The sequence below is a fragment of the Salinivibrio sp. KP-1 genome, from assembly GCF_000968645.1.
GTDB classification, from domain to species: Bacteria; Pseudomonadota; Gammaproteobacteria; order Enterobacterales; family Vibrionaceae; genus Salinivibrio; species Salinivibrio siamensis.
In genome coordinates, this window is record NZ_LAQR01000048.1 from 119,223 (window position 1) to 132,896 (window position 13,674).

Genomic DNA, 13,674 nt, shown 5'->3' on the forward strand with positions numbered 1-13,674 from the left:
TCATTGTTACTTTGCGATCGATTCTATGCGTGGTCTATCAGTAGGGTCTTACAAAATACACCGGCATTATTGCAAAATCCTCCGATGATTAACAAATAAAGCTGTCGATCGCCATAATGGCATAACAAATGAAGTGCATATTATTGATGCCTGAGACGGCGAAAGCATATTGGGCCAAGCTTAAACCGAGCCCTTAAACTTGGCAGGCGAGAGGCCAAAATAGCGAGAAAATGCATTAGTGAAACCGCTTTGGCTAGAGAAACCGCAGCTATCGGCAATTTGTGCCATGGTCAATTCACTTTCTTTAATCAGTTGTTTCGCTAAGGCAAAGCGTTTTTCAAGCACATATTGATGTGGCGTGGTGCCCACCTGCTCTTTAAATAACTGGTGGAATTGGCTTTCAGCCAGAAAAACACTGCCCGCTAACTGCGCCACCGAGATTTTGCGGCTGATGTGCTGATGAATATAACGGTCAATGATATCCATGTTTAAACGGTGACCATCACGTCGCGGAGAAACATGGTCACGGAAATGGCGATGTAACACGCACATCAGCGTATCCGCACAAGCGCGGCTAAGCAGCAAATCAGACGGGTTGGCGATCATCTCTGCGGTCAGCGCCTTGATCAGCATTTGCGCGTGAGTGTCGAGTTGGAAGTAAGGCTCGCGACTAAACAAACGCGCAATGTTATCATGCATGGACGCATGCCCCACCCATTCTTGGTGTGGAAGATTAATCACCAGAATTTCATTACGTCCAACCCCGGTAAACGCATGCTCGTGTGATTCCTCCACCAAACAGCCTTGGCCTGGGCCAACCAGACTGCCACGCCCATCAACATCGAATTCCGTTTGCCCTTGCAGACCAATCACGACCTGCTTGTACTCATGGCTATGGTGAAGCTGTTGCCGAGGCAAGGCGATCACTTCAGAGACTTTGGGTGTTTTCACCACCATGGCTATCCCTCTTGGTGCGGATTACGGGTTTGCCGCCAAACATTCAAGTGCCTTTTCCTCATTCTGGCACGCTTATCACCCGTGTGCGACTGGATTCTATGTGCTTATTCTCAACTTTACGGAACAATGATCAAGTAGTGCATTTTTTACGGCCTCTGTCATTTTGACGCTAAAAATGCGAAGGATCCCTCATGTATTTCTTGTTGATCGGATGAAAGCCGGATGTAACGCGATAAAAAAACCACCACAAAAATAGATAAAAAATATAAAATTCAAACATTTAAACCTTATTCGATGAAAGCCTCACTGACTTGATCATTGTTTCGAGGCGATCAAAGGGGATCAACACCTTGATCATTCTTCCGTTTTATCGTGTCTTCACGCAATCTTATTTGAAGCAAGCCACCGCTTAAGGTAATCTCGCATAAACATAAAAACCATGAGCACAGTTGCACCGATCACGTCGCAGAATGCTGACTGCCGTCAAATAATTAGCACGGTTTGCGTGGCAACGCGGGTTTCCGTGATAGTCTACTTTTTGGACATAGGTATTATTATTGCGACATGCGTAAGCAAGGGAACTATGACAACGAAATATATAAAAGCGTTATGCTTAGCGCTCCCTCCCCTACTGCTAACCGAGTTGGCGTTCGCTGAAAACGCGTCTTCCGCTGATAATCTCGATCCGGTCAGTGAGTTGGTTGAGAAACTCCGCGATAAAGAAGATACGTTGGAGGCTCGAAACGATGAACTGGCTCTGCAGCAGGCGAAATTGGATGACCTTTTGGTCAAGCGCGCGACGTTAGAAGATGAGCTGAGCAACCTGAAACGCAAACGCAGTAATGCTAAAGCAGAGCTGGATGCGAAATTTCAGGATTTAATTGCCGATCCGAGCACAGATATCAGCCCGTATCAGCAGGCCTACCAACAAGCATGGCAGCAGGTGAACAACCACCAGCAAACACAAGCTGCCAACGAGTCCGCCATTATCGAGCAGAAGAAACGACTGGCGAAACTTGAACGAGAACAAGCACTATTGGCAACAACCCTTGAGAATTTACATGAGGCCATGCGCGAAGCACGCGCGGAACGTCTACGTAAAGAGCTCACCCAAAAAGACACTATTGAAGTTGTCCATAGCTTGACCTGTTCGCCCAACATGACATTGTCGGCGTGCGCGAACCAAGGTGAGACGCTGACCATGCAAAAAGCGATTCGTGACTTCCGAGGCCAGGTAACGGACTTTGTCACCGAATCCAATGCAGTGAAGCAAAACATCGATAAAGTCGCGTTTAATATCCACGTCACTAACAGTGAAGTCGTTGACGCAGGCTTTACCGGTGGCATGGACTACACAACGCGTATTAAAGCGGAGCTGGTAAGCCGTCCTGATAAAACGGCGGCATGTCGACTGCTTGATCTTGAAGACAGATACTGTGTTGAAACCACCCAAGCACAGCAGCAAGCCAATCGTAAACAGCAGGCGAAACGCTGGGTTAACGTGACAATACGGTCTAATCGTTACGATGACAGTGTGACCATTAATGATGTGTCATACGGAAGTACGCCCGTAGAACTCATGCTGCCAGTGGGCAATCATGACTTAACGGTCACTAAACCTGGTTTTGTGCCTTATGATCGCGAAGTCTACCTCGGTAAAGATCAAGTGGTGTGGGCCAAACTGAAAGAGCAGCCTAATCAGCCGCCAAGCCCAGGTAAAAAGTTCACTGACCCTGTTGCCAACAATCTCGAAGCACCGCAAATGGTGGTGATCGGCGCTGGCGAATACAAAGTAGGGCCAGATGCACGTGAAAATGTGGCTATTCAGCAATCATTTGCGATGGGCGCAACGCCCGTCACGGTGGAGCAATTTGACGCCTTTGTGACAGCCTCCGGTTATGTCACCGCGGCTGAACAAGGCAATGGCTGCAATATGCTGGTGAATGGCGAGATCAACCAAAGCCTAGAGACAGATTGGCGTCAACCCGGCTTTGATCAAGCGGCTGACTCTCCGGTCGTTTGTGTGAATAAAGATGATGCCGAGGCTTACACCAAGTGGCTAAGCCAACAAACGGGGCAGCGCTACGCACTTCCAAACGATGTTGAGTGGGAAGTGGCCGCCCGTGGTGGCACGGAAAGCGATTACTGGTGGGGCAATGAAATCGGTGTCGGCAACGCCAATACAGGCTGGAGCGGCACAGTATGGTCAAACGACCGCACCTCACCGGTTAAAAGCTTTCCGCCTAACCCATTCGGTGTTTATGACACCGCGGGGAATGTTTGGGAGTGGGTGAGCAATGATACGCCTGTCGCTCGTGGCGGTGCGTGGAACTTTTCACCTCAACGCTCACGCGTTTCCGAGCGTTTGGAGTTAGGCGAAAACACCAGCGCTAACTACCTTGGGTTCCGCGTGGTGCGAGATATCAAAACCCCTTAATCTCGTCACACTGAGCCTCATCACCATGGTAGAAACAAACGCCGCTATTCGTAGCGGCGTTTTTTGTGTGGGGGCAAGCCATTTTGTCTTGATGCTTTTGACCCTAGACACCGACACAACCTAAACAATATCAAGCCTGATTGAACGAGCGAAAACTAACAATCTTTATATTAAGTTGCTTGATTCGATGTCAATAGGTCAAATCCCCCCTACCCAACGTCTAGCCTTCTGGATATAGTAAACCCCGTAAACGCGATTTGTCCCGATGAATGCGTTTATAGCAGTTCCTAACACTGTTAGGTGCAGTCAGATACCAGCGTCGTCACTTACCCTCAGACATCCGCTTGGTATCTCGACAACCTCTTCTACACGTCGTACAGGATATGTCCTGAAAGGGAAATCTTGTCTTTGCCGGCTTTATGCCGGCTTTTTTTTATGCTCCAATAGCTTGTCCGTTTTTCTATATCTTGATGGGCGCTTGCGTCCAATAATAATAACAATGAATGGGTAAGCAATATGAGTCACGTTCCCCCTGCTCTGTCTATGCTAGAGCAATTACCTGGCTGTTGGGGCTGCAAAGATACTCAGTCGGTGTTTGTCTACGCCAATAGTGAATACTGCCGCCTCATGGGCCTTACACAACCGCAAGACTGCATAGGCAAAACCGACCATGATATGCCCTGCCCCACCACGCGTTGCGCCGATCAATTTCAAGCGCAAGACCAATATGTGATGAAAACAGGCAAGCGACTCCGTGTGCTCGATATTCATCCTTATGCCAATGGCCGTTGGCATGCGCACCTGTTTACCAAAACGCCTTGGTTCAATGAAAAGGGGCATATTTGTGGGGTCATGTTCTGTGGCCAGGAGCTCAGTGATACCGCTATTTTAGAAGTCGGGCATTGGGTGTGCCGTGCCGTCACCCACCCTGAACAAACCTTGTGCGATCATCACCATAGTGACTCTCAGGTACACCTGACGTCACGAGAGCGAGAGGTACTTTTCCTTCATCTGCATGGTAAGAAACCGCAATTGATCGCACAGACATTGTCGGTGTCCGTCAAAACCATTGAGAACCACTTTGCGCATTTACGCGAAAAGTTCGATGTCGACTCCAAAGCAGGTTTATTAGAGCATGCGCTCGCGCAAGGGTTTGGCTCCGCGATTCCCGAAAGCTTATTAACCCAACAATTGTCTGTGGTGCTGCGAGATTAACCAAGCAGCCCCCAACTCAACCATGCGCCATCTCGCCGTCATTCTGGGAGGACGAGATGGCGTCTCCCACCGCTATCGTCAAGGCGCGTCACAAGCTACGGCGCTAGGCGCTCAATCGCCCAGCGATCACCCTCTTGGCGCTGATATAAGAAACGGTCGTGCAAGCGGTGCTCGCCACCTTGCCAAAACTCAATACTTTGGGGTTTGATTCGATAGCCGCCCCAGAATGTAGGGACAGGCACTTCCCCTTTCTCGAACTGCTTTTTCAGCTCTAAAAACTTGCCTTCTAACGCCGAGCGTGCTGATAAGCGTTCGCTTTGCTTGCTTGCCCATGCCGCGATCTGACTTTCTTTGGGGCGGGAAGTGAAATACTTAAATACCTCTTTTTTACTCAGAGGCTCCGCCTCACCCATAATATGGACTTGTCGCTCAATAAAATGCCAAGGAAAGTGCAAACTAATCTTGCTGTTTTTTTTCAAATGTAGCGCTTTGCGACTCCCCAAGTTGGTGTAAAAAACAAACCCCTCTTGATTAAAGTCTTTAAGCAAAACGATGCGCTGAAAAGGTTGCCCATCTTCATCGACAGTGGCGACAGTCATTGCGGTTGGATCAGGCACTTGGGTATCAATGGCTTGTTGTAACCACTGGCCAAATAAATCCATGGGCGCGTCGGGTAAATCGTCACGACGCAGTCCCCCTTGGGTGTATTCTCTTCGAATATCTGACAACTCCATTGCTTTCTCCAATTCGTTTATTTTCAGCTATTTTGCGCAGGTACCTAACGATACACAAGTGCAATTTATTACCGTGGCGACAGAAACAGGGATCAATGACCCCAACGTTTTTCATTGCTCAGGCTTGGCGACGTGAGCGGTCTATATTTTCATCGCGCTGGCCCACTCGGAGAGTGAGAAAGTCTGCAAAAAATCAGCACCATAGACTAAGCTTGAAGGAAGTGAAACACCCGATGGGGGTCAGATGGCGATACGTGATAAATCTCGCGCGAGCTTGCCCCGAGATGAGCACCTCGATTACATCGATGACAAGACGGCCGCACTTTTGCTCAACACGCCGAAAAGTGCTCGCGTTTTGCTATGGACTATCGTGCTATTTTTGATTGTCGCCACGGCCTGGGCATCACAAGCACAGCTCGATAAAGTGACCGTCGGACAAGGAAAAGTGATCCCCTCTTCACAGCTTCAAGTCGTGCAAAACCTTGAGGGGGGCTTGGTCAAAGCGCTCTTAGTCCAAGAAGGCGACAAAGTGAATAAAGGGCAACGGCTTATCCTCATTGACGATACCCTCTTTCGCGCCAATTTCCGAGAAAGAGAGCAAGAGTTGCTCGGTCTACGCGCAGATAGGTTGCGCCTGCAAGCGTTGCTCGCCGCTATTCGTGTCGATGAAACCGTGCCTTTTGAGCAATGGCGAGAAAGTATTCTGCTTGAGCGCCAACCACTCTTGTTTCCGGACGTCTTTACCACGACACGCCCAAACTTGATCACGCAGACACAAGCGCGATATCAAGAACAGCTTTCTAATATTCAAAATCAGCTCTATGTCACCGCGCAAAAAATCCGACAAAAGGAACAAGAGCTTGTCGAATTGGAGTCTCGAATCGCGAATCTCGAACAAAGCCAAGCATTCGCGCAAGAGGAGCTCGATATCACACGCCCGCTTGCCGATGAAGGCGTTGTCCCCAAAATCGACTTACTCAAGCTCCAGCGCCAATTAAATGATACTCAGCGTGAGTTATCCTCAGCGCAGCTTTCTCTCCCTTCCGTGGTCTCCTCATTGCGCGAAGCTGTTTTCCAACGTATTGATGTTGCATTAACGTTTCGCACCGACCAGCAAGAGCGACTCAACCAAGTAGAGAAGCAAATTGCCGCAATGTCTGAAGGGCGTGTTGGATTACAGGATAAAGTCTCACGCACCGTCGTGACCTCACCTGTCAAGGGAACGGTTAAAAAGCTGCACGTCAACACAGTAGGCGGTGTCATCCAACCAGGTATGGACATTATAGAAATCGTACCGTCCGAGGATAACCTCTTGATTGAGGCGAAAATTGCCCCTCAAGATATTGCTTTCTTACGTCCAGGCCTTAATGCCGTAGTCAAATTCAGCGCTTACGATTTTACCGTCTATGGCGGACTGGATGGCAAGCTTGAAACCATCAGTGCTGATACCATCGAAGACGAAGAAGGAAACAGTTTTTATCTCGCCAAAATACGTGCCGAAAAAGACAGCTTGGGCACAGAAAAAAGCTTACCCATAATTCCAGGCATGACAGCCTCCGTCGACATTATCACGGGTAAACGCACGGTTTTGGATTACTTACTTAATCCCATTACGCGCGCGCAAAAAACAGCATTGCGCGAATAAAGAGGCAACAGGCTTTATGGCTTACCACTTTCCTTGGCAACCATTTTGGTTCATCGCCCTTACAATTGGATTAGTCGCCCCGGCTCATAGCCAGTCCCTTGAGCAAGCCGTAGTGACAACGCTGGCCACGGATCCTGAGTTGCGTGGCGCATTTCATCAGCTGCAAAGCCTTCATGAGAGAACAAAGGCCAGTGAGGGCGACTATCTACCCGACGTTGATTTGAATGCGGGGATTGGCTACGAACGCATCGATAACGATACAACACAAGCGCAAGATGACCTCGATTTTGCGAGAAAAGATGCCACCCTCAACGTTCGGCAATTAGTGTGGGATGGACAAACACACAACAACATTGCTCGTAATCGTTATGAGACTGAGAGCCAGCGCTTTCAACTGCGTTCCGATGCCTCCGATAAAGCACTCCAGGTTGCAGAAGTGTATCTTGAGATACTTAAAGCCCAGCAGGTGCTAGATCTCTCTAGCGCGAACATGACGGTACATGAGGAGATTCTGTCTGATATTCGTCGCCGAGCAGATACGGGGATCGGCTCAACGGCCGATCTCTCCCAAGTCCAAGCGCGTGTTGCACGGGCCCGAGCCAACCTCTTATCCGCTGAAACCAATCTAGAGGATGCCTTTACCGCATTTTTTCGCGTGGTTGGCGAGCCGGCAAACAATCCTGTCCAACCCGTTATTGATGACGCTCGCCTCCCAACCTCACTGGAGAGTGCCCTTGAACAAGCCGTCAAACGTAACCCGCTACTCAAGCTGGCGCGTTACGATATTGAAGCGGCAAAATCACAGTATCAACAATTTAAAGGGGCGCACCACCCAAACATCAGTCTAGAAGTCAGCCAAACTTGGGCGGATGAAGTCAGCGGCGTGGATGATTTTAGTGATGAATTTAGCGCCATGCTACGCGTGCGTTACCAACTGTTTAATGGCGGTAGCGATCAAGCCGATATCCGACGAGGCGCCTACGAGTTAAATCGAACCAGAGATATCTTTGATAACGCTTATCGGCAATTGGAAGAAAGCACCCGATTAGCTTGGAGTGCGTTTCAGCTCACTGAGCAACAAAAAGTCCTTTTGCAGCAGCAAGTTGATGCCGCTTCGGATACAGTGCAAGCGTATGAAAAACAATTTAGAATTGGACGACGAACGCTGCTCGACCTGCTAAATACTGAAAACGAGTTACTAGAGGCGAGGCGCGCTTACCTAAACGCAAACTATGATCATTTGCTTGCACAGTATCGTTTACTCAACAATACCGGTCATTTATTGAAAGCGTTGAGGGTATCCTTACCCGAACAGTGGCAAGGGACAGAAGGAGAAACGGAATGAAAGTATTCGGACTGAGCCTCATTCTTGTGCTCGTAACCGGATGTACGGTGGCACTCTCTCCGCCCCCTACGGCCAAGCAAATTCATGACGTGACCGACAGTGATCAAGATGGCGTGATCAACGCCCGTGATAGATGCGCCAATACGCCACGCGGCGCCGTCGTTGATAATCAAGGCTGTCCCAATTACATTCAACCTACCAGCGAGCACCCGTCACCCACCGCATCAGCACGACAAATCGATGTGTTCTTTGCCCTCGATACCGCAAAAGTGACGACCGACGCTATAACCGATATCGACGCTATGGCAAACTTTCTCATGAATTACCCTGATACTGAGCTCCGTTTAACCGGTCACGCCAGTGCGGACGGTTCGACATCCTACAATCACGCGCTCTCTTATCGTCGAGCAATGACTGTTAAACGTGCGCTTATCGATCGTGGCATTACACCACAACGAATCGACGTGGTTGCCAAAGGAGAGACGGACGCTAAGCATGGTAGTGAATCGGCCGATAAGTATCGGCGAGTCAGTGGTGAAGTATTGAATTTTAAAGGGGATGTCGAGAAAGCATGGACCATCTTCACGCGTCGACCTCAGTCTTAAAGCGAAAATATTTATGAAGCAATGGCATATTGCCGGGTTATGTTTGTTGCTCTCTCTCAGCGCGATGAGCCTGACCACCAAAGAGTCACGCTGGGTGGGGCAAGTGTCGAGTTTTTATGGTGAACGCGCGGGTAAGCGTGTCACGGCATGGCGCAACATGGTGGAAAATACGCAAGGCGTGTCAGAGCAAGAAAAGCTGCGCAAAGTGAACGATTTTTTTAATCAGCTGTATTTTGTCGATGATATCGACTTATGGGGAAAAAAAGACTATTGGGCAACGCCCTTAGAGTTTCTTGGCGCAGCGGCCGGTGATTGTGAAGACTTTAGTATTGCAAAATATTTTTCTCTTCGCGAATTAGGCATTGATGATAAAAAACTGCGCCTGGTGTACGTAAAAGCAATCCGTCTCGACCAATTTCATATGGTCGTTGCGTATTACCCAACGCCATCATCCGAGCCGGTGCTACTCGATAACTTAGATCCAACAATTAAACGTGCGTCGTTACGACGCGATCTACTGCCAATATATAGCTTCAATGGTAGCCGACTATGGTTAATGAAAGAACGCGGCCAAGGCGAGCTTGCAGGCAACGCTTCCCGGCTTGGCCTTTGGAACGATTTACGTAGCCGTATCGACACCTTAAAGATGCAAAAACCGATTAGACAATTTGATAGGTAAACACCGATGACGTTATTCAATCAAATATTCTCGTGGATGCTAGTGATTTTCTTCTGCATAGTGCTGGCCGTCTTCGGTATCGAGCTGAATACCACACGCAACTTTTTACTCAATCAGCAAACCTCTGATGTCAACAACACGGTCAATTCGATGGGGCTAGCCTTAGCACCCTACTTAGAATCGGATGATAAAGTCGCCGCCGAGTCGGTGATCAATGCGTTTTTTGATGGCGGTTTTTACCGCGAAGTTAATCTGACCTTGCTGTCAGATAACAGTGAGATTGTTCGCGAGTATCCCGTACAAATCCAGGGTGTGCCCCAGTGGTTTATCGACCTCGATGTTTTCCCTGTGATCACCGAAAAACAAACCATCACCAGTGGTTGGATGCAACTTGCCGAAGTCGAAGTGGTCGCGCATCCAGGTTATGCGTATAAGCAACTGTGGAAATCATTTGTCCAGTTAGGGACAATTTTGGCAATCATCTTTTTGGTCGCGTCCGTGATCATTGGTTGGCAATTACAGCGATCGCTGAGACCCCTTGCCCGTATTACGGCTAAAGCAGGCGAAATCGCCAAAAACAAGTTTGGTGATCCCATTCCGCTCCCTCCCACGACAGAGCTAAAAACCGTGGTCAGTGCCATTAATGTCATGACCGATCAGCTCAAACACTACTTTGAACAACAGGCAAAAGAAGCCGATAGGTTACGTAAAACCGCCTACCGAGATGCGGTATCTGGCCTTGGCAACCGCAGCTTCTATGTTGGCCAGCTTAAATCTTGGTTAACTGAATCGGGTGTTGGCGGTATGGTCTTAATCAAAGTGGATCTCATTGGAGAGGCCTATAAAAACCAAGGCTTCGAATCTGGGGATCGTATTGTTGAGCAATTTGCGAATAACCTCACCACCACGATTATCAGCGACGACAGCATGACAGCTGCGCGCTTGAGCAAAGATGAATTTGTGATCCTAGCGCCTAACTCAGACCCCGATGACTTGCGCTTACTCGGCGAGAGTGTGCTCGCCATGGTAGTAGACATGCAAGCGGATCCGACCGGTCTCACGCCGCCTAAGGTAGCAGTGGGGTTAGCCATCAACGGCGGTGGAAATCAGGATGCCAGTGTGCTGCTGTCACAAGCGGATAACGCCTTGTCACAGGCACGCAATACGCCGGAGCACCCTGTCGTACTGATTGACCAATCTATCGGTGACGCTGCAATGGGTAAACAGCAATGGAAAGCACTGCTTCATGAAGCCGTGGCCAAAGAGCTGTTTGTGTTCAAATACCAACCCGCCACAGACAGCGAATCAAACCGGCTTCATCAAGAGGTCTTTTCCGCGATAGAAAAGGATGAGCACTATTATGGCGCTGGCCACTTTTTAGGGGCGGTAGAGCAGCTCCAACTGGGTGAAACCCTCGATAAATATGTCATTACTCACGTGATTAAAACCTTGTCTCAAGACGCTAGCGTCGGCCCATTGGCGGTTAACCTCACCTTAAGTAGTGTAACCAATGCGTCATTTATTCGTTGGTTGGGGACAACCTTGTACCAGCACCGCAAACTGGCAGGCCAACTGTTATTTGAGATCCCAGAGGTCGCTTTTGTCCGTCACGCTGACCACACTGGCTTGTTGACCGATCAAATCCGTCAAGCAGGCTTCCAATTTGGGGTCGATAATTATGGCCGCAACTTCCAGTCTTTGGATTACTTACAACGCTTTAAGCCCGATTACGTAAAAATAGACTTTGCCTATACCAGTCATATAGAAGACGACGCCCAAGGGCATGTTTTGGCATCCATTTGTCGCACCGCGCATAACTTAAACATCACCACTATCGCGACACGCGTGGAAACAGAAGCACAGCTTGCGCGCCTTTCCGAGCTGTTCGTCAATGGTTTCCAAGGCTATATCTTCAATAATACTCAGGACAGCCATGGTTAAAGATCCGCTTCTGCAATCATTGATTTATGTATCGCGTTACTTCGGTAACGCGAACTCCCCCGATGCCCTTGTGTCTGGGCTCCCCATCTCCGACGGCTACCTGTCACCTTTTTTACTGCCCCGCGCGGCTGAACGTGCGGGGATTGTCGCGAAAGAAGAAGCGATGCCACTCGAGCGTCTCTCTTCGCTGCTCTGCCCGGCTATTTTGCTAATGAAAGATAACGATGCGTGCGTCGTACTAGAAATGGACGCGAAAAAGGGGCGTGCGGAAATCGTTTTGCCACATGCGGATATGACACCGCGTTGGGTGATGCTTGATGATCTTAACGATGCGTATCTAGGGCGCCTTTTTTTGCTGAAAAAGCAATATCGCTTTGATGAACGCGCGCCAACAGCACAGGTGAAGGATGAGGGCCATTGGTTTTGGGGCACGCTCTGGCAATCACGTCATATTTATCGGGATGTCTTAATCGCCTCACTCTTTATCAATGTCTTTGCGATTAGTGTGCCGCTATTTTCTCGCCTCGTTTACGACAAAATCGTGCCTAACTTGGCCTTCGATTCACTGTGGGTGCTCGCGAGTGGGATTTTGGTCATTTTTGTCTTCGACTTACTCCTTAAACTGCTGCGCAGTTACTTTATTGATATTGCAGGTAAGAAAACAGATTTACTCATTTCTTCACGCATATATGCCAAAGTCATAGGGGTAAGAATGGACGCAAAACCCCCTTCAGTCGGGGCCTTTGCACGGCATATGCAAGAATTTGAATCCATCCGCGAGTTTTTTACCTCGGCGTCTATATCCACCCTCATCGACCTCCCCTTTGCCATCATCTTCTTGCTCGTGATTTGGTTTGTCGCCGGTCCTTTAGTAATCGTGCCTATCATTGCGGTCACGTTATTGGTCATCCATGCATGGCTAATTCAAAAGCCCCTGCGGCGCACAATTGAGGAAGGGACACGTCTGTCTTCACAAAAGAACGCCAACCTCATAGAAAGCCTGTCAGGGCTTGAGACCATTAAAATATTCGGGGCGGAGAGTCAGTTTCAGTATCGCTGGGAAGAAGCGGTGGCCCATATGGCAAACTGGAGCATCAAAACACGCCGTCTCACAGACTCAGTCCATAACTCGGCCAGTTTTGTTCAGCAGTTTGTCATCGTCAGTATGATTGTATTTGGTGTTTACCAAATAGCCGCGGGCGAACTGACAATGGGGGGATTGATTGCGGCAAGTATGCTGAGCTCAAGAGCAGTAGCGCCCTTGGTTCAATTGTCTTTGCTCTCGACACGCTATCACCAAGCAAAATCAGCACTCGATATCATCGACCAACTGATGGCATTGCCATCAGAACAAACCGAAGGTAAGCGTTATCTACATCGCCCGATGCTGCGTGGCAAAATTGAGCTCGATAAGGTTGACTTTCATTACCCTAACACCACTGCCCTCGCCTTACGCCAAGTGTCCTTTCGCATTTATCCCGGCGAAAAAGTCGGTATTATTGGCCGAGTGGGCTCAGGAAAAACAACGCTTGCCCGCCTGATAGTCGGCCTTTATTCTCCCACCCAAGGCTCGGTTGCCATCGATGATACCGATATCTCTCAACTTCATTATATCGACGTTCGTCGCAATGTCGGTTTTGTCCCTCAAGAGCCGACGCTATTCTTTGGCTCAATCAGAGAGAATATGACCCTCGGCCAGCCACTTGCCGATGATATTGATATTATGGACGCCGCTGCCCGCTCGGGCGTGTTAAGTTTTACCCAATACCATGCCTCAGGACTAGAAAGACAAGTTGGTGAAGGTGGCGTCTTATTGTCTGGGGGACAGCGACAAGCCGTTGCAATTGCTCGCGCCTTTTTAGGCCGCCCACCTGTGATTTTACTCGATGAGCCAACCAGTCAGATGGATAACCGCACAGAGCAGTTCATTAAAACGCAGCTAAAAGATTTACGCAGAGAGGAAACACTCATTCTCAGTACCCACAAAACCAGCATGCTGGATGTGGTTGACCGTCTTATTGTGATGGAGGAAGGATGTGTGGTCGCAGATGGACCGAAAAAGGCAGTGCTTCAGGCCTTAAAAGAAGGAAAAATCCGTAAAGTTGGCTAACAGTTT

The 13,674-nt window shown here is 49.0% G+C and carries 10 protein-coding genes; 8 read left to right on the forward strand and 2 right to left on the reverse strand.

Going from position 1 to position 13,674, the window contains the following annotated elements; genetic code table 11:
• Positions 1 to 180: 180 nt before the first annotated feature.
• Positions 181 to 957 carry an AraC family transcriptional regulator gene (locus WN56_RS13970; protein ID WP_046075583.1) on the reverse strand — a complete coding sequence of 259 codons (777 nt, stop codon included), beginning with the start codon at positions 955 to 957 and terminating at the stop codon, positions 181 to 183.
• 583 nt (positions 958 to 1,540) lie between these two features.
• Between WN56_RS13970 and WN56_RS13975 the strand changes: the two genes are divergently transcribed.
• Together WN56_RS13975 and WN56_RS13980 are read left to right on the forward strand one after the other, a co-directional pair.
• Positions 1,541 to 3,394, forward strand: a complete 1,854-nt coding sequence (locus WN56_RS13975; RefSeq protein WP_046075584.1) for an SUMF1/EgtB/PvdO family nonheme iron enzyme — start codon at positions 1,541 to 1,543, stop codon at positions 3,392 to 3,394.
• A gap of 516 nt (positions 3,395 to 3,910) precedes the next feature.
• Positions 3,911 to 4,609, forward strand: coding sequence for a PAS domain-containing protein (locus WN56_RS13980; RefSeq protein ID WP_046075585.1), 699 nt, complete (start codon positions 3,911 to 3,913; stop codon positions 4,607 to 4,609).
• A gap of 95 nt (positions 4,610 to 4,704) precedes the next feature.
• Here WN56_RS13980 and pdxH read toward each other — a convergent pair whose 3' ends face one another.
• Entirely contained in the window at positions 4,705 to 5,343 is a 639-nt protein-coding gene (gene pdxH / locus WN56_RS13985; protein ID WP_046075586.1) for a pyridoxamine 5'-phosphate oxidase, read from the reverse strand.
• Positions 5,344 to 5,587: 244 nt separating this feature from the next.
• On the opposite strand from pdxH, the gene WN56_RS13990 reads away from it, so the two are divergent.
• Genes WN56_RS13990 through WN56_RS14015 form a run of 6 tightly spaced genes read left to right on the forward strand, consistent with a single transcriptional unit; the run spans position 5,588 to position 13,668 of the window.
• The gene (locus WN56_RS13990) at positions 5,588 to 6,988 is read left to right on the forward strand and encodes an HlyD family type I secretion periplasmic adaptor subunit (protein WP_046075587.1); all 1,401 of its coding nucleotides are present in this window, start codon (positions 5,588 to 5,590) and stop codon (positions 6,986 to 6,988) included.
• A 16-nt stretch (positions 6,989 to 7,004) separates the two neighbouring features.
• Positions 7,005 to 8,333, forward strand: coding sequence for a TolC family outer membrane protein (locus tag WN56_RS13995; RefSeq protein WP_046075588.1), 1,329 nt, complete (start codon positions 7,005 to 7,007; stop codon positions 8,331 to 8,333).
• Complete coding sequence (locus tag WN56_RS14000) at positions 8,330 to 8,938, forward strand: OmpA family protein (RefSeq protein WP_046075589.1); 609 nt, start codon at positions 8,330 to 8,332, stop codon at positions 8,936 to 8,938. Before WN56_RS13995 ends, WN56_RS14000 begins: the two co-directional genes overlap by 4 nt.
• Positions 8,939 to 8,951: 13 nt before the next feature.
• Positions 8,952 to 9,617 (forward strand): transglutaminase-like cysteine peptidase, encoded by a 666-nt coding sequence (locus WN56_RS14005; RefSeq protein WP_046075590.1) that lies wholly within the window; start codon positions 8,952 to 8,954, stop codon positions 9,615 to 9,617.
• Between the two features lie 6 nt (positions 9,618 to 9,623).
• Positions 9,624 to 11,558 carry an EAL domain-containing protein gene (locus WN56_RS14010; protein ID WP_046075591.1) on the forward strand — a complete coding sequence of 645 codons (1,935 nt, stop codon included), beginning with the start codon at positions 9,624 to 9,626 and terminating at the stop codon, positions 11,556 to 11,558.
• Complete coding sequence (locus tag WN56_RS14015; RefSeq protein ID WP_046075592.1) at positions 11,551 to 13,668, forward strand: type I secretion system permease/ATPase; 2,118 nt, start codon at positions 11,551 to 11,553, stop codon at positions 13,666 to 13,668. Before WN56_RS14010 ends, WN56_RS14015 begins: the two co-directional genes overlap by 8 nt.
• Positions 13,669 to 13,674 lie beyond the last annotated feature (6 nt).